Source organism: Sporosarcina sp. A2 (genome assembly GCF_050858885.1).
GTDB lineage: Bacteria > Bacillota > Bacilli > Bacillales_A > Planococcaceae > Sporosarcina.
This window is the reverse complement of the sequence record NZ_CP193898.1, coordinates 2,182,070-2,204,892: the sequence shown is the minus strand read 5'-3', so window position 1 is coordinate 2,204,892 and position 22,823 is coordinate 2,182,070. Positions and strand designations below refer to the sequence as shown.

Genomic DNA, 22,823 nt, shown 5'->3' with positions numbered 1-22,823 from the left:
AATGAAACCATTGACGATTGAAGAACTTAAGGCAATCCACGCTTTTATAAAAGTTGGCGAACATATAACAATTGAGGAAAGAGTATCAAACTTTATCTATCACGATGAAAATAGGCATGTTCTTCATGGGAAGTCACTAGAAACAGTTAGGTGTATTGTCGCCGAATATAAAATTAAATTTATGTTGTATGAGGGAATTGCCTGTAATGGAGTTTCTAGGATAATTGAAAGAGAGTTGACTAGGCAGGGGATGTTTAGAATAAAGCCCGTCCACGCCGTCCATTACAGCAAGGACTTCCCGCGCCGTAAGTCGAACCTCCTCGACGTATACGCCAACGTCACGGATATGCAGCTCAAGCGCGCTGGCAATAATTCGCTCGAAGGCTCCGCTAGAAATATGATAACTGCGAATGAACGTGCCGAACAATTCATAATCAAAGCAGCGCCTCCGGTCAACTCAAAAGAATACGTCGAGCGCGCAGACTACTCGATCACGTCGTTGTATTCCGACTACAAGTTACTAATTGAGGCAAAAAGGCGCACTTGGACGGATTACCGCGCGGAACGAAAAACCTGGCGCCGATGCAAGTATATGTACTGCCTCAATATGTTCCCAACGTCGAAAGACAACTTTCTACGACGCCCGGCCAAGCGATCCGACGCTACGTATTGCTGCGAAGCCTGCAGACTTGGACAGAAGGACGCAGATAATCGCTACAAGACGAACGGATCGTACTTACCCGTTTACTTTTATGCGGACAGGCTTGCGGAAACGGTGGGCGATGAGGCGCGTGTATATGAGCGGGTGGGTGAAGCTGACGAAATCGAGGAGCAAATCAATAAAAAACGCGAGGTAGTACCGGTGAAACTTCGTAGAGCCGACGGCGGATATGCCGAGGGTGGCGAGGTTAAGACGTTCAAGTCGCTAGAAGAAGCACGGATGTTGCATGGCGAAGAAGATCGCGAGGGATGGCGTAAAATAAGTTAAATGAATTGTAGGAACAACCACGAAAACTAGAAAATAGCTAGGGGAATTTTCCCATATATAGTAGAAGGGCATCGCGAGCCCGTATACTTTTTTGGGGAAAAAGACATGAATTGGAGGTAAAAAGATGAACAGTCAAGACTTCAAGCAAATCCGACTAAGCAAGGATATGTCTAAAGCCGAGTTCGGCGAATTGTTAGGCATCAGTCCATCGCATGTAAGCCATATAGAGGCTGGCCGACGAAACGTCAGTGAGCGCACCCGTGCGAAGATTGCACGAGTTATAGATATTAGGAAAGTTCTTTATTTTTCTGAACGTATGAGGGAAATTGAAAAGTCTTTCCCATTAAATAATACCATGTCAAATAAATTAAGTCAAGGAGAAGATGATTATGCAAATTGAAATCAAGAAATCCGCAGCAAACAAGGTCGTAACGCACACGATGACAGCCGCAATGTCGACATTAGATTGTTACGGCACGCATGACCTTACGGACGTTCTAAGCGGTGACCTAAAGGAACTGCAGAAACTCGAAGCCTCTCCGATCGTTGACGCTGCAATCCGGCTAGTTCAAATCGCAATCGACCACGAAGCTGATCCACGAACTGAAACGCATACAAAAGCAAGAGTCGCCCGTGACGAACTGGGCGATTTTTTAATTGACGCGCGAGAAGTTAGAGGTTAAGGGGGGGGAAACGATGCAAAACGCAAGGGTTAGCAGCTACGTTAAAAAGAACTGCGCCAGTTACGCAGGCAACGGCTTATGCCATTTAGAAACGGACAGCACGGGCGGTCGACTCTGCCCGTTGATTTACGACGTCGGCAAAACGTGCAAATACGCGGAGCAAGCGGTCATACCGGGCGATACGGTTATCGAAGCGCTGTACAACGCAGGCAAAGCAGGAACGCCGGACAATCCCTATTATTGCGAGCGATGCAATACGCAGATTGTAAGGACGAGCAACCGACAGAAATATTGCGAATCCTGCGCAGCCGAGGTAAGAAGAAACAAGCGTGTGCAATACGACGCGGAACAGTACAGTAAGCGATTATGAATCCGTACACTTTGGGCGATTAATGCACGTTTAAACCGTGTTAGAACCGCCTTATTTGACGTGGTGAAAGTATCCGCTTGTCTATGTTAGGCATAGCGTTTATAGCGGTTCTAATTGCACGGAATGACGGGAGGCAACGCATGGAAAACGTAATAAGATTCGTGGTTCATGTGGCGTGGACGACGGATGGCGATAAGGCGTATTCGGTGACGGGGCTAGACGAGAATTACAAAGCAGTTGCGATGGATTCCGTTTATGTTGGCCCTGCGAGTCAAAAGGAATTATTGCGCCAGTGGTTACGTGATGTTAGCGGCCGACTGGAAGAAGGACAGACCGGCGTTGTATTTACGAATCACATGACGGCTCGTACATCGCGCAATCACGTTAGCGACTTCCACAGAGTCCACGTTAGTTACAGCAAGGATCACGGCCGGACGTACAGAGCCGGACTACAAACAGCCATTGCAGTGGCCAAAAGGGAGATTGATGAAAAATGATTAAAGTCGAAACGCTAGATAAGGTTCAAAGATTTTTTACTAAGCACTACAAGGGCATGGAAGATCACACGTTAGAAATTAATACTAAAGCCGATACCACGAATCACTTTACCGCAACGATTAAGATGACAAATCAAAATAGTGGCATCAGCGAATCGGTGACGATCGAGACAACGGAGTACGGGGACGCCTATATCGTGATGATGAATTGCCTCCGACATACGCAGAGCGAGTCGTATATCAGCACGCTACAGGATGAATTACAGGCAGTGCCGGAAACGGTCGTGAGCGAGTGAAGAAAGTTTATTACGATTCAACTATCCGGAGAATTTACGTCGACGACCAAGCCGGCAAAACGACTCATATCGACCTACCTGCCGACTTAGACCCGATTGAGATCGCGTATGTCCTAGAAAGCGATACGATGCGATCCGTACTAGAGCAGTTAGCGGGTGATGACGTATGAGTAAGGATTATCGCACCGACAAGTGGCGCAAAGGTATCGCAAGTATGAAGGCAGCAATCGCGGCTGACAAAGCGGAAGTAAATGAGTCGCGGACACCAAGCGAGCGAGACCGTCTATTTGACGATGAAGTTGCAACACGCCTAGGGAACACCAAAAACAATTAAAAGGGGATTTTACAAATGACAAACCTACAAACAGTACTAGACAAGATGTACGAAATCGAGAAAAGCACTACTTCAATTGCCCACGAATTTAAAAACGCGGTAGCCGAGAAGCAATCCGAATTAAAATACGACACTATGCTATCGCCAGCCGGTCGCGACGCAAAGTTGAAAGAGTTTAAAAGCAAGAAGGGTGCCGAGTTCGTTAAGAAAGCCGCTACGATGCGTGCCGAATACGATAAAGCCGCTGTACAGGCGCAAGTAGCGGCCGAGCAGTTGCTAAATGATCCGGCAAATAAGCCGTCTGATTTGGTAGTACAGTCGTTTACCCGTCAATTAGCCGAGTTCCAAACGGGATTAATGCTATCGACTAATCCAGACAGCGCCTTGCAACTAGCGAAAGATTTCGCCGGAAAGACGAACGATCCGTATCTAGTCGGCAAGCTGAAAGAAGTTTTACCGCAGATTGTAAGCGAAGTAACGGGACTAGCCGGCACAAAGGCGCCCGAATACAAAGTGCAGTTGCAACGCTTGGTAGCCGGACTGAACGAAGTAGCCGCATCGCCAGAAATCAAACAAGCGCAGTCCGTTATCGAAGGCGGAAGCAAGCAAGGGCAAGACATTTGGCGCTCGGGCGGTGTTCAACTAGACGCAATCGGACAAGCAGTCGGTAAAGAGTACAGCCGATACGCTAACAATCCGTCAGCGTTTGAAGCAGAGCAAGACGCAGAATAAAAACTAAAAAAAACGAATGGAGCGGATTATTTATGATTATCAAATACAACCCGATTAGATTTTTTGAGGACGAGCATATCGAATTACGAGCAGCCGAGTCAGACAAGACGGTCGCAGACGTAGACATCAGCGTTTATAACGTCGATGCGAGCGCACTTTCCCGACTGTTTAACGAAGCCGAGTACAAACGATCTAACGACGACGCAGCACTACGCTACGTGAAACTGAAGGCGAAATTTATCGCACAGCAACAGCTAAACGAATAACACGAATTTACTGCGATGAAGGCGCCCGGTGTGGAATCCGCGTGCATGGAGCAGTAGTCATATATCCCTTTTGAGAGCGCCCTAGCCGGCGTTCTTTTTTATTTCCCAAAACAAGGAGTTGAGAGAAATGGAGAATTTATATCATGAGCGCATCGAGAAGTTGGTCGCGCTGTCAAACGAACTCGCGGAATACATTAATGCCGCAGGCAACGTAAACCGGGTCAAGATTCACCGGATTACAAGCTATCGCGCACCACTCGCCAAGATGCGAAGCGATGAACGTCTAGAGCCGGTTGCAACTAAGTTCTATGCAGTCATTAAAGCCGTGGAGCAAGGCAACCTAAGCGCCGTTGTCTCACTGACGCAAGAAGCAATGGCACTAGCCAGCGGAGTTGAAACGTAATGGCCCTCGATCTTGTCGCTAGATTACGATTACAAGACGATTTATCCGGCAAAATGAACCGCGCTACGCGTTCAATGCAAGGAGCGGAAAAGCGCACGCGCTCGCTAACGTCAGGCTTTTCTAAGCTAGGCGGAGTTTTAGCGGGGCTAGGCGTAGCAACCGGAATGGCTGCAATCGGTAAGAGCGTCATACAGACCGGCATAGACTTCTCGACTACGATGTCGAAGGTTCAAGCGGTCAGTGGCGCAACAGGCGAAGAAATGGAGAAATTATCCGCACAGGCGCGTGAATTGGGAAAAAGTACCATTCATAGTGCCACTCAAGCAGCAGATGCCCAAGCATTCCTTGGACAAGCTGGATTCAAGACAAACGAAATCCTAGCGACGATGCCGGGCTTACTCGACTTAGCTACAGCGGGGCAACTTGACCTCGGACGAGCGGCCGACATCGCATCCAACGTAATGACCGGATTCAACTTGAAAGCGGAAGATATGGGAAGAATCGCGGACGTACTGGCGCAAGCCGCAGCTAACGCAAATACCGACGTTGAGCAGATGGGGATGGCGATGTCCTATATTGCTCCTATCGCATCGGCAATGGGCGTAAGCCTCGAAGAAGTAGCGGCCGGAATCGGAATGCTTTCTAACGCCGGTATTCAAGGAGAACGTGCCGGAACCGCGATGCGGGGAGTAATCGGCGCACTAGGAGATCCGACGAAAGCACTCGCAAGGCAACTCGGCAGGGTCGGCTTATCCGTTGAGGACGTAAACCCGAAAGTAAACAGCCTAGCGGACATCTTGCAGAACTTGAAGGACAGCGGATTGACTGCGGCTGACGCAATCGAACTCGTTGGACTAAACGCAGGGCCGGGACTCGCCTCACTTATGACAGCAGGGCCAGAAGCGTTGCGAGAGTTTACGGGTGAAATGGAAAACGCCGGTGGAGCCGCTAAGACGATGGCTAACATTATTTCCGATAACTTAGGCGCAGACATCAAACTATTCAAGTCGGCACAAGAAGAAGCGAATCTTCAAATCTTCGATAAGATCGGCGAAAGACTTCGTGGTGTAATCAAAACAGCGACGAAAGCGGTCGAGAAGATTCCAGCCTTAGTCGATAAGGTAATGGAACTCGGGGCAGCTTTCAAGCCACTGGGGCCGCTTCTTAAACCGGTCGGCAAGGCGTTACTTATCTTTGGTGGCGCTGTACTGGCAGTCGGAGCAGTAGCGGGAACTATTACGGCGATTGGATTAGCGTTAGGGTTCCTAGTGAGCCCACTAGGTTTAATCGCGTTGGCAATTACAGGCGCAGTCCTCGGATTCCAAGCGTTCTACAATAACTCGGAAACATTCAGGGGCGCGGTAGAAAGTGTAGTTAGCGCGATGAAAGGTTTCTACGAGATGTTCACGGGGGAAAGACGCGACGCCGTTGAGCAGTTCCTTAAAGCAGGACTCAGCGGCAAGCAGATTGACCAGCTATACGAATTTAAGGCTCAACTCGACCAAGCGATAGGCGGCATCGTCGGTTCGGTCAAAGGGCTGTATCAAGCGTTCACAGGCGATAATGCAGGCGCCTTGAATACGTGGCTTGATTCCGGTTTCAATACCGAGCAAATTCAGCGGCTATTCGCGTTCAGCGGCGGCTTGACGGCTGCACTCGATAAGATTAAGGAAACCTATAACAATTTCAAGAAGGCGTTCAGTGAAGGCGGAACGGTCGGATTAGCGCAGGCACTTGGCTTGTCACCGGAAGCGATTGGATCGATTACGAACGTACTCGACAACGTTAAGAGCGCATTCGAGAGCATCAAAACGTCGGTAACGAACTTCATAACGGCAGTTCAGCCGGGAATTGAAACGCTATTAGGTGCTTTCAAGGGGTTCGGAACAACGTTAATGAGCGTATTTACGACTCTATGGAATGTACTGGCTCCGGTATTCACAGGAATCGCTGTAGCTTTCGGAATTATCGCAGACGTAGCGCAAATGGTCTTTAATAACATCATCGTTCCAGCGGTTACTCATGCGATTGATATATTCCAATTGCTATGGAAAGTTGTCGGGCCTGTACTCGACTTACTCGGAGCAGCGATAGAGTTAAACTTTAATATTCTCAAAATCGTTTGGGATACGATTCTAAGTCCGTTCGTCAACTTCATGACCGGGCTATTTAAGACTTCGCTCGAATTAGCGGCTCCTATAATCGAGAAACTCGGTGGCGCATTTGATAAGGTCGGCGGATTCATAAGTGGCGTAACCGATCTGCTACGTACATTCTCGAAGATATTGTCGTCCGTAAAAGTCCCGGAATGGATTAACACAATCGGCGGCAAGATTAGCGGAGCAGCTGGCGCAGTTGGCAAGTTCCTCGGCGGTGGCCCTGCTAAGTCGCATTATCACGGGATTGATCGCGTAGCAAAAGACGGACATCGAGCGATTCTGCACAAGGGGGAGCGCGTTTTGACACGTCGTGAAGCCGATGCTTATGACCGTATGCAAATGCCGGACGTGGGCGCATCGTTCAGACCGGCGCCAATCAGCAACGTCATTAACTTTGATGAGAAGAAGCGCGAGCGTGAGTCTTATTCCGGTATGGATTACGAGGCAGCGTCCGCAAGCGTTAGCAACGACAACCGCTCATATAACTACGGATCGTCAGACAAGGCGAAGAATGAGCCGACTAATACGTTCACGTTTACGGGTGACTTCGTTATTAGTGGAGAAAGCGGTGACAGCAAGTTAGTCGCACGCGACATTCTAACGGAGATTGCAACGTTGATAGAGCGTGAAGGCGCGCAAATGGCATAAGCAACAGGGCGGATGGCTTCGGCTGTCCGTCTATTTAATTACAACGGAATGGAGACGATAATATGACGAAAACTAAACTATCAGCAGCGCAATTACGTGCGATTGAATACTTAGCTTTACCGAACAACGGCGGTCTATCTTACGCAGAGGTGGCCGCGGAGGTTGGCGTAGATGAAAGGACGCTGCGTCGCTGGCGCCAAAAGGACGCATTTTACACGGAATTAAAACAGACAATCGTGCGCAATACAGCGGGCGACTTGCCACGCGTAATGGCCGCGATCCCCGACTTGATCCTAAAGGACGGCAATGCCGCAATGCTGCGCGTCTTACTGCAGGCGCACGGTATGCTATCCGATAAGGTAGACGTGACCACATCGCAAAAGGGTGAGGGGTCTAACATCGACGATATTAAAGCGCGACTGGCTGCGCTCAAAGCGACTAACAACGACTGACCTTACGTTACCCACGGGCGGAGCTATTGCGGGTGACACTGCGATGGCTCCGCCTTTTTGCGTTGTATGGGCGGACATTGCGTGTAAAGGCGTTATGCTTGACGCTATAATAGAAGGAAGTCAATCGAAGGCAGGCGTTTAGGTGTCCGATGATGTCCGTTGGGGGCGTGGATTAGCGGGCAGCAGGCGTCGACGCAAGGGGTGGCTCAACGTTTTGGGAACCGTAATACTGCGTAAGGTTATGGCGTCTAAGCCGGGCAACTAGCGCTGGTGGGCGGACGGCTGCCAAACTCGCGGGGTTGGCGTTAGACGGGATTAGACGCTGATAAAGAATGTACGTTCGTAATCAAATATGCACAGTGTTGACTACGGTAATTTTCCGTGCTATCATTGCCTTATAACGTAATCATAACTCGTAGTCATTACGGAGGGGGCGGTTTTATATGAAATACGGATACGCGCGAGTGTCGGGCTTTACGCAAGAACTAGAGGATCAATTAGAGCGGCTGCAGGCGGAAGGCTGCGACGCTATATTCAGCGAGAAGGTAACGGGTACCAATGTAAACAGGCCGAAGTTTCAAGAGGTGCTGGCGCTACTCAAGCCCGGCGATACACTCGTCGTCACTAAGCTAGACCGCTTTGCCCGTACCGCAGCCGACGCTATATCCCTTATAAGGGCGCTCATGACGCAAGGTGTTCGTGTGCATATCCTTAATATGGGCGTAGTTGAGGACACGACGACAGGACGCTTACTCCTAACGATACTAAGCGGATTCGCCGAGTTCGAGCGCGATATGATAGTGGAACGGTTAGCGGAGGGGAAGGCGCAGGCACGGCGTAATGGGACGCTCGTAGAGGGGCGGAAGCCTAAGTATACGAAGCAACAACTAAGTCACGCTATGGCGTTGCTAGAGTCGAATAGTTACACGGAAGTTGAACGATTAACAGGAATAAGCAAAGCGACTTTAACTCGACAGAAACGAAAGCTGAAAGCGAATGAAACGCGAGTTTAATCGTAATCAAATCAATCACAAATAGACGCAATGCTCCCGAATAACAGCGGAGTGTCGCGTCTTTTATCGTGTGGAAATCGCGTGACCCCAAGGCCGGTGGTCGCAATGTGGCCTGTCTGCTGGGTCGTACTTACACGGTAAAATTCTACGTTTGGAAAATACGTTTCAAACTAAAAATATCGCGCTACATTTTTTTTAAACTCGATAGGTTAGCATCACTTCCACTTTGTAATAAACGTTCCCACTCCGTCGGCCATCGACTGCGCTCCGTCTTTAACTTCATCGTAAATGTACGTCAGCAAATGCGTCCACGTCAGATCCGATTCATACGGATTATTCTTCCGCAGATATTTCATTACGCGTTTCAGTTCGATCATGCGGCGCTCATCAAGTTCTCGCGCCAAGTATTCCCGCACGTAGTCGTTCAGAAATTCGCTATTACGGATTGCAGCGTCTAACAGAAGTGCGGTCGCCCTCGATGGTGTTACGTCCAAAGCGAAAGCCAGCGTAGCTATATGCTCGAAGTCATGCGCCTGGAATCGTATTGATATGCGTTCAGTTTTCCCCGCGGCTACTTTGTGCTGCATAGACGGCCGACCAATATCGCCGATATAGACGGTCTGCCCCAAACGTAGATCACGTCGGAAATGTTGCGACAGATGCTCGATTACTTTCCGAGAGGTAAGTCCGCTAACGCAAATGGCCTCCGCGACATCTTTGACCGGCGTATCCGTGATATAAGATAGGCGGTGAATCGTGTCCTTCAATACAATCGAAATCGTTGGCGCTGACTGACGCTTCTTATCGCTCCGTTGCTTCCGTTTAACGCTATCCCCCACTGACATCTCATCGTCCTTTCGTCCGTTTTTCCCTGCTAACGTGTATTCGTGTAGCAGACTTAACTTACGATATGCTCGGGGAGCGGGGCGTATGCAATCCGTTGTATAAGAAGCAGATTGCCCGTCCATACTACGAGTATCATAGTTTTGGAGGCGTTATATATGGCGAAGCAGACGAAGAAGGAACTTGCGCAGGAACAGGCGCGTGCAATTATGGATCATGGACGCAAAATCGGCTTGCCAGCGAAGCCCCGCAAGCGTAAATAAGCGGCTTGTCATACTAAACCCTACTAAGTCATACCGGTAAGCCGCGAATCCCCTTCCGCGGTATTACTAAATCATACGTAGTCATACGAGCGTCTTACGTGGCCCCCTGCGTAGGCGCTTTTTGGCGTTCAGCAATAGCAGGCGCTTCACAGACGGTTTTAACGCTGATAACTTCGCTCAAACGTACAAGTACCCGCTAGTTACGTATTGACCGACATTCACCGTCATGATATGCTTAACATACGTAAATTGAACGGGAAGCACGTAGCACTACGTCAGCTTATACGCACACCTAGCGTCATATCAGCGTTCTATGCCGTCCACCTGACCGGTGGTGCAATGGATAGCACGCAAGCCTCCGAAGCTTGAAATGTGGGTTCGACTCCCGCCGAGGGCATACTAAACCCCTACACTTGTTTTCTACAAGTGTAGGGGTTTTTTTGTTTTTTTATACATTAAGGCTAGGAAAAACTTGAGCTAAGCAAAAATGCGAGTCCATTACATATATCCGTTCCATATATGTTTTCTAATAGAAAACAGACAGAACCTCGCAGACTTTACTTTTAGTCAGTTTGGTGTATAGTGATCTAATATAGATAACTATTATCCACGATGTTAAGTTGAGCGGGATTCTATTATGTCAGCTAAGGAGGAGACACTATTGCAAATGAAAGCGGGATTTGAACAATCCATCTACGCCATTCTCTTACTCAATCTGCTGCCAGAAAAGGCGGTACTTCCTGGAGAAGCCATTAGTCATCAATTAGGAACTTCGCCGACGTATTCGAAGAAAATGCTACGAAAGTTAGTGTGTGCCGATTTAATAGCCTCCACCGCAGGTGTTAAAGGGGGATTCAAGTTAAAGCAGAAAGCTAAGGACATTCGTATTTATGATGTCTATCTGGCGATTGAAGGACAGCAGTCCCTTTACTCTTCTAGTGGGATTCTTGACGATATGCTTGAATTGGACAAAGAAGATCGATGCTGTTTATTAGTAGATTTAATGGATGATGCTGAAGCAGCCTGGAAAAATGTGATGAAGCGAAAGACAATAGCATCGCTTTCTGAAGATATGCATGCAGAGCATTTGCGAGAAGAGTTAAAAACGCTCGAACAGTGGATTGAGCAACAGATGGTCGTCTAACTATGGGCTACGAAACAACGGAGGATATATAATGATTGATTTTCAGTCGCATAATGGTTTTGCGCGTACATTCAAAGAACATAAATTAACTCTAGGAATCACACTCCCGACGGAGAAAAACTCAGGAGAAATTAGCAAGTTAACACTAGTCGAACAAATGGCACTTGTAAAAAGTACGGATGATATGGGATTTGCTTCATTATTCGTGAGAGATTCACCATTGTTAGACCCGGACTTTGGGGATGGTGGCGTCTTGTATGATCCGTTTATCTTACTGGCGTATGTCGTCGCCCATACAAAAAGACTTGCACTTGGAACGGCTAGCGCGGTAACGACACTCCGCCATCCTCTACATCTAGCAAAGTCAGCGGCTTCGTTAGACGAAATGTCACAACAGCGTTTTTTGTTCGGGATTGCGACAGGAGATCGTGCGATTGAATTTCCAGCGTTTAAAGTGGATGGGACAAAGAGGTCAGCGCTATTCAAGGAATCTGTATTTGTAATGAAAAAAGTATGGAAGGAAGCTTTTCCGGAACTTCTGACAGAACGCGTAGGAATGACTGCGGGTGATATTATTCCTAAACCGAAATTAGGTGCAATTCCTATTTTCGGAACCGGGTTTTCGGGACAAACTGTAGAGTGGCTAGCAGAGCATACAGATGGTTGGTTGTTTTATGCTCAGGAACTGAAGAAACAACGCGAAATCACCAAGCTTTGGCGGGATACTACACCTACATTTAAGCCGTTTTCACAGCCTCTCGTTATCGACTTAGTAGAGAACTCGTCAGCGGCTCCAAACCCTGTACCGGTCATTGTGGGATTTAGATCAGGACGTAAGTTTTTGATCGACTATCTATATGCTTTACAAGAAATTGGAGTGAATCACGTCGTGTTAAACCTGCGTTCGAGCACGCGTCCGATAGAAGACTTACTGCAAGAAGTAGGAGAACATGTGTTACCGCACTTTCCATCTTTTGAATGAGTGTTATTCAAAAGTTAAAAGTGTTTCCTAATAGAAAAAAGTAAATCAAGCGACCATAGAGGTTCGTTTGTTTAATAAATTGAAAAGAGTGGGCATAACATGATTGAAAGTTTAACTAGAATTAATGAATTAGCAAAGAAAGAGCGACAAGAAGGATTGACAAATGCGGAGCGTGTTTGGCAACAAGTATTACGAGAAGATTATTTGAGAGAAATAAGTGGTCAGGTCCGCAACACTTTTTCAGGAATGACAGTGATTGACCCACTTGGTAATGACGTTACTCCTGAAAAGCTTCGTCTGGAGAAACAAGGGGAAGATTTGTGAAGGTGAATAGACATGGGGAGGCTACCGATAGGGGGGAAGAAAAAATGGGTGACTACCTAGTGAAAGCTATCGCGTATGAAGGACAACTTCGTGCCTACTCCGTAATAACGACAGAAATAGTGGAAGAAGCTAGACGTAGGCATGATACATTGCGCGCTTCTACTGAAGCACTTGGTCAGATGTTAACTGCAGGTGTGATGCTAGGGATGACATTAAAAGGTGCCGACAAATTGACGATGAAAGTAAATGGCGGAGGTCCGATTGGTACCGTTTCAGTGGATGCGAATGCTGACGGTGAAGTTCGAGGATATGTTGCAAATCCTAAGATGGGTTTGGACTTTACTGAGCTGGACCAATTAGACGTGGAAACAGCAATAGGATCAGATGGCGTATTTTCGGTCTCTAAATACATTGGTTTGCATGCGCCATTCGTAGGGCAGGTTCCTCTAGGTTCAGGAGCTATCGTAGATGATTTTTCACTGTACCTGAACAACTCTGAACAAACGCCATCTATTGTTAGTATGGGAGTTAGGCTGGATGCAGATAGCAACGTTCAATTTGCCGGTGGAATCATCATCCAAATGATGCCTGGTGCTAGCGAAGAACTATTTGAACGAGTGAAAGCTTATGTGCAAGACATGGAGTCAATTCCGTCACTTCTTGCACAAGATGCCAAACCGGAAAACCTACTTAGAGAGATAATGGGTGCGGATCAGCTTACTATATTGGAGCAGATACCCGTACGTTTTCAGTGTCAATGCTCAGAGGAAAGAATCTCTAATGCCATCATTAGTTTGGGGAAAGAAGAGATTTATGACATGATTCATACAGATGGGCAGGCTGAAGCAAATTGTCATTACTGTAATGAATCATACTTTTTCACTAAAGAGGAATTAGAGAAATTGATGTCCGAAGCTAGTTGATTAATCGTCACGTTCACCTAATTTCAAAATCGTTTACATCGCTGATCCTGTGTCTGAAACCTATTCAGACATAGGGTTTTTTCATATAAAGAAACTTTTTGATTTCTCAAGCGTATTAAAGATTGAGGAAGAAAGTTTTGAGTACGTTAGATTCAGGGTAAACTTCTGAAAGTAGCACACTACGTAAATTACTGAGGAGGCGGGGGATTTTGAAAAAGTTCTTGTTACCAATAGGAATTATCGTTGCAATTATTGTGGTTGCTATAGCGACTTTCAGTTCGAGCTATAACAAATTCGTAACTGCTGAAGAGAATGTCGATCAAGCCTATTCTCAAATTGAAACGCAATTGCAACGAAGAGTGGACTTGATACCGAATTTAGTGAACACGGTAAAAGGCTTTGCTAAACAAGAAAAAGAAGTAATTGGTCAAGTAACAGAAGCACGTTCGAAATTAGCAGGGGCTAATGGACCGGGCGAGCAAGCTGCAGCTGACTCAGAATTATCTGGTGCGTTAAGCCGATTGCTAGTCGTTGTTGAAAATTATCCGGAATTGAAAAGTAATGAAAACTTCCGACAGTTGATGGATGAATTAGCAGGAACGGAAAACCGAATTGCAGTGGCACGAAAAGATTATAATGGGCAGGTCGCTTCTTATAACAAAACAGTGAAGCGGTTCCCGGGCAAACTCGTTGCATCCGTTTTCGGTTTTGATGCGAAAGAGTACTTTAAAGCAGTTGCTGGATCAGAATCAGCACCTGACGTCGATTTTGGAGCCGATGAGTAATGAGAAAGATAGCAGTTCGGGCATTTGCCCTGCTCGGCATGCTTTTAGTTCTCTTCTCGATTATTGAGCCTAACGTTCAAGCACGTGGGGTAGATATCATTCAAGATCAGTCAGGCATTTTGTCTGAAAGTCAACAACAGGAACTTGAGGATTACGGTAAACGATTATACAGCGCTACTGGAGCTGAGTTTGCAGTGCTCGTTGTTCCTGATACAGGTGGAGAAGATTTTCAGGATTTTGCAGTAAAAAAGTTTCGAGAGTTTAAATTGGGCAATGCAAAAAAAGAAAATGGTGCATTGCTATTTGTGAGAACTGGTGGTGCTAAGGGAGAAAATGATTTCCGTCTAATCGTAGGTTATGGATTAGAAGGCGCATTGCCTGACGGGAAAATAGGACGGATTATAGATGAAGTTTCTGTTCCTTACTTAGAAGCGCAAGAGCCCGATATGGCTGTAATGGAAGCATACAAAGCGTTTTATAATGAAATCGCAAAGGAATACGGGCTTGAAGGCGATGAATTACCCGTTGCTACATTAGAAGGAAGCGGTACCGATGATGGAGGCGGATTTCCAATTATCCCAGTCATCGTGATCGGTTTCATCCTCATTCAAATCTTTTTCAATTCTGGAAGAGGTGGCGGTTCAGGTGGTTCAGGTGGACCAGGCGGTAGACGTCGAGGAGGCCCAATAATTTTCCCAGGATCATTTGGCGGAGGTAGTGGGTCAGGTAGATCAGGTGGCGGTGGTTTCGGAGGATTTGGCGGAGGTGGCTCTACTGGAGGAGGTGGAGCTGGTAGAAGCTGGTAAAACGAAACGATTTGTGCAATGTTCGTTGTTGCGTAAATCGTTTTTTCATTTTACACTGTGACTATTCAGGAGGAGATTAGTATGGATGTTGTTTTTTATACAAAACCAGGGTGTACGCTTTGCGATGAAGCTGAGCAAATGATGAAGCTTGTTCAAGAAGATTACCCATTAACCTGGACAACAGTGAACATTGAAGAAAATGATGCCAAGCATGAGCAATATGTATTTATGATTCCTGTTATTGAAAAAGAGGGTACAGTCGTTTGTTCAGGGTCCATAAGCTATGTAGATCTCGTGGTACTTCTAGAAGAGAATGTTTAAATTTGAACGTAGCGGGAATAGTATGTATAATGAGATATGAAAGCAGATATATTTTTTTGTTGTTGGTGGGACGTTTTACAACCTAAAGGGTCATGAATCGTCCTGAGGTAAAAGAAGGGGGAGTCTATCTGAAACCGGTAATTGTTGAAGCGCAAGAAAAGTTAGTTCCAGAACTGATGGTGATCTTACAACAACGCTATCTCGTGCTGAAGCTTATTAAAACATCCGGCCCCATTGGAAGACGGCCACTTGCTGACACAGCAGGTATGTCTGAACGTGAAACTAGATCTGTACTGGAAACACTTCGGAACCAACAGCTTATACGCGTTGCGAAAGAAGGAGCGACTGTTACGGATGAAGGTGAAAGTGTGTTGCAACATCTAGAGCCGATGATTGAATTGCAGTATGGTAAAAATGTACTTGCAAAACGCATTAAAGATTTCTTTTCCATCCAGGGCGTACACATCGTCAAAGGAAATAGTTCTGAACCAGGTGCAACTAATGAGTTGCTAGGAACAGAAGCTGCCTCAGTTTTTGCGAGTCGTATTGGCGATGGCCGTGTCGTAGCCGTTACAGGCGGTGGGACGATGGCATCCATTCCAAAGCACTTAAGCTGTTATCCGGGTGCTGAAGATACGATCTTCATACCAGCACGAGGTGGCGTTGGTGAAGACATTGGTCAACAGGCGAATGTCATTGCTGCTACGTTTGCTCACGCTTGTGACGCATCTTACAAGTCACTCTATTATCCGGAATCACTTAGTGAACAGGCACATGCAATCTTCCGGAAAGAGCCAACTGCGCTGAAAATGCTTGAGTTGTACGAATCGACGGATTGTCTGCTTCACGGAATTGGAGATGCGAAGAAGATGGCATCTTTAAGAGATTCCGACGAAGAAGTGCAACAGCTGCTTGCTTCTCGTGGAGCTAAAGGAGAAGCATTTGGTTACTACTTCAATGGATCAGGTGAAATTGTTCATCGACTTCGTACCGTTGGGATTCAAACAAATCATTTGGAGCGAATTCCATTAATTGTAGCTGTTGCTGGAGGCTCTGAAAAAGCAGAAGCGATTATTTCGTATCTTCGTGGAGCTGCGAAGCAAACCATACTTATTACAGACGAAGGCGCTGCAAAAGAAATGGTTGCCTTATTAGAAAATTATTAACTACATGTTGTTTACAACTAGCTGCATTGGAAAAACTCTAGTGTGTGCTATGAATTTATACAAACTAAAACTTGGAGGGATTTTACATGACTGTAAAATTAGCGATTAATGGATTTGGACGTATTGGACGTATCGTAATGAGAGACACTTTGGCACACGAAGATCTTGAAGTTGTAGCAGTAAATGACTTAACAGATGCACCGATGCTTGCACACTTGTTGAAGTATGACTCAGTTCACGGAATTCTAGATGCAGATATCACATCGGATGAAAATCATATTATCATCAATGGTAAAAAGATTCGTGTCTATGCAGAAAAAGATCCTGCTAATCTTCCATGGAAAGACCTTGACGTTGATATCGTTATTGAAAGTACAGGAGTCTTCCGCGACGCTGCAGGCTTGCAGAAGCATCTCGATGCTGGAGCGAAAAAAGTTATCCTTTCATCACCTGCTAAAGGCGATGTAAAAACACTTGTTATGGGTGTGAATGAAGAAGAATATGATGCAGCAACAGATCATTACGTATCCAATGCATCTTGTACAACAAACTGTCTGGCACCAGTCGTGAAAGTATTGAACGACAAATTCGGAGTGGAACGCGGCATGATGACAACAATTCACTCTTACACAAATGATCAGCGTATTCTTGACCTTCCACACGAAGACTACCGTCGTGCTCGTGCCGCTGCAGAGTCTATGATCCCAACAACTACAGGCGCAGCTTCTGCTGTTACTAAAGTTATTCCTGAACTAAAAGGGAAACTCGATGGAATGGCTGTACGTGTACCAACACCAAACGTTTCGCTTGTTGACTTCGTTGCTGAGTTGAAGAAAGATGTTTCTGTTGAAGACGTGAACCGTGCGCTGAAGGAAGCTTCAGAAAACGAATTGAAAGGCTACTTGTTCTACAATGACCTTCCACTCGTTTCGAAAGACTATAATGGCAACCACGCTTCTTCTACAGTAGACGGTTTGTCAACAATGGTTCTTGGAGATAACATGGTTAAAGTAATCAGCTGGTATGACAACGAACAAGGATATGCTGCACGTTGTGTCGACCTTGCGTTGTTCATGAACAAAAAAGGACTATAAGCAGCCCTAGTTATCATATATCGGGCACATAAAATCTGGCTTATCAGATTGTGACCGATTATACTTAATAGATGGGCAGGAGGAACGGTATTGCCCGTTTCCTCCTTTTTTAATACAAAATTGTTGTATAGGAGTGTTTGTTCGCATGAATGCTAAAATGACGATGAAAGACTTAGATCTAAAAGGAAAACGGGTTTTCTGTCGCGTGGATTTCAACGTACCTATGGAAAATGGGAAAGTTTCAGATGATACTAGAATCCGTGCTGCTGTTCCAACAATCGAATACCTTGCGAGTCAAGGGGCAAAAGTTATTCTTGCCAGTCACCTAGGACGTCCTAAAGGTGAAGTGAAAGAAGACTCACGATTGACAGAAGCAGGTAAGCGATTATCTGAATTGCTTGGTAAACCAGTTTTGAAATTGGACGAGTCTACAGGTCCAGCAGTCGAACAACACGTAGCTGAGCTAGAAGAAGGCGACATTCTTTTACTTGAAAATGTCCGCTTCCATGCAGGTGAAGAAAAGAACAATCCTGAACTGGCTAAACAATTTGCCGCGCTTGCAGATGTATTCGTCAATGATGCATTTGGAGCAGCACACCGTGCACATGCAACAACAGCAGGAATTGCGGAGTACCTTCCAAGTGTTCAAGGACTTCTTCTAGAAAAAGAACTCGATGTACTCGGGAAAGCGCTATCAGATCCAGAGCGTCCATTCACAGCGATTATTGGTGGCGCGAAGGTGAAAGACAAGATTGGTGTCATCGACCACTTGTTGGATAAAGTCGACAACCTTCTTATCGGTGGCGGACTGTCCTATACATTCTCACGTGCTCAAGGGCACGAAATAGGCGACTCTCTAGTAGAAGAAGACAAAATCGACCTTGCAAAATCGTTCATTGAAAAAGCAAAAGAAAAAGGAGTCAATCTTTACTTGCCAATCGATGTAAAGGTCGCGGATTCTTTCTCAGAAATAGCAAAAACTAAAGTTGTAGATGTCACTGGCATTGAAACAGGATGGATGGGCCTAGATATTGGACCTAAAACGGCTGAGCTTTATGACAGTGTCATTCGTGATTCTAAACTTATTATTTGGAATGGACCAATGGGTGTATTTGAAATGGCACCATTTGCTGAAGGAACAAAGAGCGTTGCACAAGCGATGGCTGAAACGAAAGGCTTCACAATTATTGGTGGCGGTGATTCTGCTGCTGCAGTTGAAAAGTTTGAAGTAGCAGACAAAATGGACCACATCTCAACAGGTGGCGGAGCGTCACTTGAGTTCATGGAAGGTAAGGAATTACCTGGCGTTGCAGCACTAAACGACCGTTTATAAGGAGGTACTACACATGAGAAAACCGATTATCGCAGGAAATTGGAAAATGTATAAAACTATGGACGAAGCTATTTCGTTTATGGATGCACTCACTGGAAAGTTGAAGGAAAGTGACCAAGCAGATACGGTCATTTGTCCTCCGGCTCCTTATTTAGCGACACTTGTAGAAAAAGCAAAAGGATCCACTGTACGTATAGGTGCTCAAACTATGCACGAAGAAGTTGAAGGTGCTTTTACAGGAGAAATTAGCCCGACAATGCTGAAAAGTATCGGGGTTGAATTTGTTGTACTTGGACATTCTGAACGTAGACAATACTATAACGAGACGGATGAATCCGTGAATCTTAAAGTGAAATCTGCTTTTGAACACAAACTTACACCAATTGTATGTGTAGGAGAAACGCTCGAACAACGTGAAGGTAATGAGACATCTGCGGTTGTTTCAGACCAAGTTAAGAAAGCGTTTGCGGGAGTCAATGAGACAGATGCTTCTTCTTCAATTGTTGCCTATGAACCAGTATGGGCGATTGGGACTGGACGTACTGCAACTGCTGAAGATGCGAACGAAGTATGTGCGCAAATTCGTACAGTACTCACAGATCTGTACTCAGAAACAGTCGCACAAGCTATTCGTATCCAATATGGTGGTAGTGTAAAGCCTGGAAACATTGAAGAACTTCTATCAATGAGTGATATTGATGGAGCATTAGTCGGTGGTGCAAGTCTCGATCCGGAATCGTTTGCAGCACTTGTAGAAGCTGGTTCTAATGTCTAAAGGACCTATCGGACTCATTATCATGGATGGCTTTGGATTGCGCGCAGAAACTTCCGGAAATGCTGTTGCGCATGCGAAGAAGCCAAACTATGAGCGACTCTGGAATGCGTATCCTCACTCCACGTTAACTGCGTGTGGAGAGGCTGTTGGATTACCAGAAGGTCAGATGGGGAATTCTGAAGTAGGTCATTTGAATATTGGTGCGGGCCGAATTGTGTATCAGAGTTTAACTCGCGTAAACAAATCGATTCGTGAAAATGACTTTTTCGAAAAAGAAGCACTTCTAGCTGCGGTAAACCAGGCGAAAAAGCATAACAGCGCACTCCATTTAATGGGCTTACTATCAGATGGCGGTGTCCATAGTCATTATGAGCACTTGTTTGCGTTACTACGACTCGCTAAAATGAATGGCGTTCGTGAAGTGTATGTCCATGCATTTTTAGACGGAAGAGATGTCGGTCCAAAGACGGCGTTAACTTACATTCAACGGACGGAAGAAGTCATGAAATCTGTTGGTGTCGGACAAATCGCATCGATCTCTGGACGTTATTACGCAATGGACCGCGACAATCGCTGGGAGCGCGTCAAGCTTGCCTATGATGTCATGGTCAATGGTGAAGGTCCTGTTTATGCAACGGCAGCTGAAGGTATACAAGCTTCCTATGATGCCGGTGTGACAGATGAATTCGTTATTCCGTTCATCGTTCAACCAGCTGGGAAGGCACCAATCCAAATAGCTAATGAAGACGCATCAATATTTTTCAACTTCCGTCCAGACAGGGCGATTCAATTGTCACGAGCATTTACTCAAAATGGGTTCGACGGTTTTCCAGCAAAACAGTTTACAAATTTGAAATTTGTGACCTTTACAGACTACAGCGCGGAAGTTGCATCTGAAGTTGTATTTGCTAGTCAAGACTTAAAAAACACAATCGGAGAAGTACTTTCGCAGCACAATCTCCGTCAACTTCGAATTGCGGAAACTGAAAAGTATCCACACGTTACCTTCTTTATGAGTGGTGGACGAGAAGAAGAATTCGATGGAGAAAAGCGTATCTTGATCCCATCTCCTAAAGTTGCAACGTATGACTTGAAACCTGAGATGAGCGCATATGAAGTAACTGATGCATTGATTGAAGAAATTCAAGAAGATCGTATTGACGCATTCATACTAAACCTCGCCAATCCAGATATGGTCGGTCATAGCGGGATGCTTGAACCAACAGTGAAAGCAGTGGAAACAACAGATGAATGTGTTGGTCGCATTTTAGACGTGTTATTAGCAAAAGGTGGCGCTGCGATTATTACGGCAGACCACGGAAATGCTGATGAAGTGATGACGGTTGAAGGCGAACCGATGACTGCACATACGACAAATCCAGTGCCAGTTATCGTGACAAAAGACGGAGTTACTCTTCGAGAGGGCGGTATTCTCGCAGACTTAGCCCCAACCATGTTAAAGTTATTAGGAATTGAGCAACCGAAAGAAATGACAGGAACGCCATTATTTTAACAAAAGGGAGAGATTTGCATGCCAATCATTACACTTGTTCAAGCTAGAGAAGTGCTCGACTCACGAGGGAATCCAACAGTTGAAGTCGAAGTGTTTACAGAAAGTGGAGCATTTGGACGTGCAATTGTACCATCTGGTGCGTCAACAGGTGAATATGAAGCGGTAGAACTTCGAGATGGCGACAAAGATCGTTATCTAGGTAAAGGTGTACTTAAAGCAGTAGATCACGTCAACGAAGTTATCGCAGATGCATTGGAAGAAACGTACTCAGTTCTCGACCAAGTTGTCATCGATCATGCTTTAATTGAACTTGATGGGACAGATAATAAAGGTAAACTAGGCGCAAACGCTATTCTTGGTGTTTCTATGGCGGTTGCTCACGCAGCAGCAGACTACTTAGATATTCCATTGTACCAATATCTTGGTGGCGTAAATGCTAAGCAATTGCCTGTACCAATGATGAACATCGTCAACGGTGGAGAGCATGCTGACAACAACGTCGATATCCAAGAATTCATGATCATGCCAGTAGGTGCAGAATCATTCCGTCACGCGCTACGCATGGGTGCTGAAATCTTCCACGGATTGAAAGCGGTACTTCATGAAAAAGGCTTGAACACATCAGTAGGGGACGAAGGTGGATTCGCACCAAACCTATCTTCCAACGAAGAAGCATTATCTACAATCGTAGAAGCAATCGAAAAAGCGGGCTACAAACCAGGCGAAGATATTATGCTTGCAATGGACGCTGCAGCATCTGAATTCTTCAATAAAGAAGATGGCAAGTATCATCTATCTGGTGAAGGCATCGTCAAAACATCTGAAGAGATGGTCGACTGGTATGAAGAGCTCTGTAACAAGTACCCAATCATTTCAATTGAAGATGGATTGGATGAAAACGACTGGGCTGGTACAAAGCTACTTACAGATCGCTTAGGCAAACGTGTTCAAATTGTTGGAGACGACTTGTTTGTAACAAATACAGAAAAATTAGCACGTGGTATTAAAGAAGGCGTAGGGAACTCGATTCTCGTTAAAGTGAACCAAATTGGTACACTAACTGAGACATTTGACGCCATTGAAATGGCGAAACGCGCGGGCTATACTGCAGTAATCTCTCACCGTTCAGGCGAAACAGAAGATACAACAATTGCAGATCTTGCAGTTGCAACAAACGCAGGTCAAATTAAGACAGGTGCTCCTTCACGTACAGACCGTGTTGCGAAGTATAACCAATTGCTACGCATCGACGATCAGCTCGATGAAACAGCACAGTACCTTGGCAAACAAACATTTTATAACTTGAAACAGCAATAAGTACCAACTATCAGACAACTGCTGGAATCAGCAGTTGTCTCTATTGCTATAGTTTGGTAAACTGAGTAGGTAGTTGAGTTCTGTTTTCAGGAGGTGGAACATTATGCACGCGTTATTAATGACATTGCTCGTGATTGTCTCACTTTCACTAATTGTCGTTGTCTTGCTACAATCGGGTAAAAGTGCAGGCCTATCAGGAGCCATCTCCGGTGGTGCTGAACAGTTATTTGGTAAGCAAAAGGCACGCGGTCTAGACCTGGTCTTGCAGCGCGTTACAATTGTACTGTCCGTGCTGTTCTTTGTACTGGCGATTGCGATCGTGAAAATATAAAAAGAAGCAATTTCCGCCTGGCCATCTGTACGGCCAGGCTTTTTTATTAAAAATGGTTTGGT

29 protein-coding genes are annotated in these 22,823 nt (G+C 45.8%); 28 read left to right on the top strand and 1 reads right to left on the bottom strand.

All coding sequences use genetic code 11. The features are described 5' to 3' along the window. Position 1: 1 nt before the first annotated feature. The 14 genes from ACRPI0_RS11160 to ACRPI0_RS11095 all read left to right on the top strand — a co-directional run bounded on the left by ACRPI0_RS11160 (position 2) and on the right by ACRPI0_RS11095 (position 8,841). Positions 2-988 carry a hypothetical protein gene (locus tag ACRPI0_RS11160; RefSeq protein WP_432352733.1) on the top strand — a complete coding sequence of 329 codons (987 nt, stop codon included), beginning with the start codon at positions 2-4 and terminating at the stop codon, positions 986-988. A 124-nt stretch (positions 989-1,112) separates the two neighbouring features. Further along, entirely contained in the window at positions 1,113-1,388 is a 276-nt protein-coding gene (locus ACRPI0_RS11155) for a helix-turn-helix domain-containing protein (RefSeq protein WP_432352732.1), read from the top strand. Next, complete coding sequence (locus ACRPI0_RS11150) at positions 1,378-1,671, top strand: hypothetical protein (RefSeq protein WP_432352731.1); 294 nt, start codon at positions 1,378-1,380, stop codon at positions 1,669-1,671. Before ACRPI0_RS11155 ends, ACRPI0_RS11150 begins: the two co-directional genes overlap by 11 nt. A gap of 13 nt (positions 1,672-1,684) precedes the next feature. Beyond that, on the top strand, positions 1,685-2,041 hold the full coding sequence (locus ACRPI0_RS11145; RefSeq protein WP_432352730.1) for a hypothetical protein: 357 nt from the start codon (positions 1,685-1,687) through the stop codon (positions 2,039-2,041). A 140-nt stretch (positions 2,042-2,181) separates the two neighbouring features. Then, positions 2,182-2,538 (top strand): hypothetical protein, encoded by a 357-nt coding sequence (locus ACRPI0_RS11140; RefSeq protein WP_432352729.1) that lies wholly within the window; start codon positions 2,182-2,184, stop codon positions 2,536-2,538. Further along, positions 2,535-2,834 (top strand): hypothetical protein, encoded by a 300-nt coding sequence (locus ACRPI0_RS11135; protein ID WP_432352728.1) that lies wholly within the window; start codon positions 2,535-2,537, stop codon positions 2,832-2,834. The genes ACRPI0_RS11140 and ACRPI0_RS11135 overlap by 4 nt, the downstream gene beginning before the upstream one ends. Continuing rightward, positions 2,831-3,004, top strand: a complete 174-nt coding sequence (locus ACRPI0_RS11130; protein WP_432352727.1) for a hypothetical protein — start codon at positions 2,831-2,833, stop codon at positions 3,002-3,004. The genes ACRPI0_RS11135 and ACRPI0_RS11130 overlap by 4 nt, the downstream gene beginning before the upstream one ends. Beyond that, a complete protein-coding gene (locus ACRPI0_RS11125; RefSeq protein ID WP_432352726.1) occupies positions 3,001-3,168 on the top strand; it encodes a hypothetical protein in 168 nt (55 codons plus the stop codon). The genes ACRPI0_RS11130 and ACRPI0_RS11125 overlap by 4 nt, the downstream gene beginning before the upstream one ends. 15 nt (positions 3,169-3,183) lie before the next feature. Next, positions 3,184-3,900, top strand: coding sequence for a hypothetical protein (locus tag ACRPI0_RS11120; protein ID WP_432352725.1), 717 nt, complete (start codon positions 3,184-3,186; stop codon positions 3,898-3,900). A 32-nt stretch (positions 3,901-3,932) separates the two neighbouring features. Then, a complete protein-coding gene (locus tag ACRPI0_RS11115) occupies positions 3,933-4,166 on the top strand; it encodes a hypothetical protein (protein ID WP_432352724.1) in 234 nt (77 codons plus the stop codon). A 160-nt stretch (positions 4,167-4,326) separates the two neighbouring features. Then, positions 4,327-4,569, top strand: a complete 243-nt coding sequence (locus tag ACRPI0_RS11110) for a hypothetical protein (RefSeq protein ID WP_432352723.1) — start codon at positions 4,327-4,329, stop codon at positions 4,567-4,569. Then, a complete protein-coding gene (locus ACRPI0_RS11105; protein ID WP_432352722.1) occupies positions 4,569-7,376 on the top strand; it encodes a phage tail tape measure protein in 2,808 nt (935 codons plus the stop codon). The genes ACRPI0_RS11110 and ACRPI0_RS11105 overlap by 1 nt, the downstream gene beginning before the upstream one ends. A gap of 62 nt (positions 7,377-7,438) precedes the next feature. After that, positions 7,439-7,828, top strand: a complete 390-nt coding sequence (locus ACRPI0_RS11100; RefSeq protein WP_432352721.1) for a phBC6A51 family helix-turn-helix protein — start codon at positions 7,439-7,441, stop codon at positions 7,826-7,828. A gap of 443 nt (positions 7,829-8,271) precedes the next feature. Continuing rightward, the gene (locus tag ACRPI0_RS11095) at positions 8,272-8,841 is read left to right on the top strand and encodes a recombinase family protein (protein WP_432352720.1); all 570 of its coding nucleotides are present in this window, start codon (positions 8,272-8,274) and stop codon (positions 8,839-8,841) included. Between the two features lie 215 nt (positions 8,842-9,056). Here ACRPI0_RS11095 and ACRPI0_RS11090 read toward each other — a convergent pair whose 3' ends face one another. After that, entirely contained in the window at positions 9,057-9,335 is a 279-nt protein-coding gene (locus tag ACRPI0_RS11090; protein ID WP_432352718.1) for a hypothetical protein, read from the bottom strand. 1,273 nt (positions 9,336-10,608) lie between these two features. On the opposite strand from ACRPI0_RS11090, the gene ACRPI0_RS11085 reads away from it, so the two are divergent. The 14 genes from ACRPI0_RS11085 to secG all read left to right on the top strand — a co-directional run bounded on the left by ACRPI0_RS11085 (position 10,609) and on the right by secG (position 22,761). Then, complete coding sequence (locus tag ACRPI0_RS11085) at positions 10,609-11,091, top strand: RrF2 family transcriptional regulator (protein ID WP_432352717.1); 483 nt, start codon at positions 10,609-10,611, stop codon at positions 11,089-11,091. Between the two features lie 31 nt (positions 11,092-11,122). Then, positions 11,123-12,073 carry a TIGR03571 family LLM class oxidoreductase gene (locus ACRPI0_RS11080; protein WP_432352716.1) on the top strand — a complete coding sequence of 317 codons (951 nt, stop codon included), beginning with the start codon at positions 11,123-11,125 and terminating at the stop codon, positions 12,071-12,073. Between the two features lie 99 nt (positions 12,074-12,172). Further along, a complete protein-coding gene (locus ACRPI0_RS11075) occupies positions 12,173-12,397 on the top strand; it encodes a DUF896 domain-containing protein (RefSeq protein WP_432352714.1) in 225 nt (74 codons plus the stop codon). Between the two features lie 44 nt (positions 12,398-12,441). After that, positions 12,442-13,320, top strand: a complete 879-nt coding sequence (gene hslO, locus ACRPI0_RS11070) for an Hsp33 family molecular chaperone HslO (protein ID WP_432352713.1) — start codon at positions 12,442-12,444, stop codon at positions 13,318-13,320. Between the two features lie 209 nt (positions 13,321-13,529). Beyond that, positions 13,530-14,105 carry a LemA family protein gene (locus tag ACRPI0_RS11065; protein ID WP_432352712.1) on the top strand — a complete coding sequence of 192 codons (576 nt, stop codon included), beginning with the start codon at positions 13,530-13,532 and terminating at the stop codon, positions 14,103-14,105. Then, the gene (locus tag ACRPI0_RS11060; protein WP_432352710.1) at positions 14,105-14,911 is read left to right on the top strand and encodes a TPM domain-containing protein; all 807 of its coding nucleotides are present in this window, start codon (positions 14,105-14,107) and stop codon (positions 14,909-14,911) included. Before ACRPI0_RS11065 ends, ACRPI0_RS11060 begins: the two co-directional genes overlap by 1 nt. Before the next feature lie 81 nt (positions 14,912-14,992). Then, on the top strand, positions 14,993-15,232 hold the full coding sequence (locus tag ACRPI0_RS11055; protein WP_432352709.1) for a glutaredoxin family protein: 240 nt from the start codon (positions 14,993-14,995) through the stop codon (positions 15,230-15,232). A 92-nt stretch (positions 15,233-15,324) separates the two neighbouring features. Then, positions 15,325-16,398, top strand: coding sequence for a sugar-binding transcriptional regulator (locus ACRPI0_RS11050; protein ID WP_432352707.1), 1,074 nt, complete (start codon positions 15,325-15,327; stop codon positions 16,396-16,398). A gap of 86 nt (positions 16,399-16,484) precedes the next feature. Further along, entirely contained in the window at positions 16,485-17,492 is a 1,008-nt protein-coding gene (gene gap, locus ACRPI0_RS11045; RefSeq protein ID WP_432352705.1) for a type I glyceraldehyde-3-phosphate dehydrogenase, read from the top strand. 145 nt (positions 17,493-17,637) lie between these two features. Next, on the top strand, positions 17,638-18,825 hold the full coding sequence (locus ACRPI0_RS11040) for a phosphoglycerate kinase (protein WP_432352704.1): 1,188 nt from the start codon (positions 17,638-17,640) through the stop codon (positions 18,823-18,825). A 13-nt stretch (positions 18,826-18,838) separates the two neighbouring features. Then, the gene (gene tpiA / locus ACRPI0_RS11035) at positions 18,839-19,600 is read left to right on the top strand and encodes a triose-phosphate isomerase (protein WP_432352703.1); all 762 of its coding nucleotides are present in this window, start codon (positions 18,839-18,841) and stop codon (positions 19,598-19,600) included. Continuing rightward, on the top strand, positions 19,593-21,113 hold the full coding sequence (gene gpmI, locus ACRPI0_RS11030) for a 2,3-bisphosphoglycerate-independent phosphoglycerate mutase (RefSeq protein WP_432352702.1): 1,521 nt from the start codon (positions 19,593-19,595) through the stop codon (positions 21,111-21,113). The genes tpiA and gpmI overlap by 8 nt, the downstream gene beginning before the upstream one ends. 18 nt (positions 21,114-21,131) lie before the next feature. Then, a complete protein-coding gene (gene eno / locus ACRPI0_RS11025) occupies positions 21,132-22,430 on the top strand; it encodes a phosphopyruvate hydratase (RefSeq protein WP_432352701.1) in 1,299 nt (432 codons plus the stop codon). Positions 22,431-22,533: 103 nt separating this feature from the next. Next, positions 22,534-22,761, top strand: a complete 228-nt coding sequence (gene secG, locus ACRPI0_RS11020; protein ID WP_191690521.1) for a preprotein translocase subunit SecG — start codon at positions 22,534-22,536, stop codon at positions 22,759-22,761. Positions 22,762-22,823 lie beyond the last annotated feature (62 nt).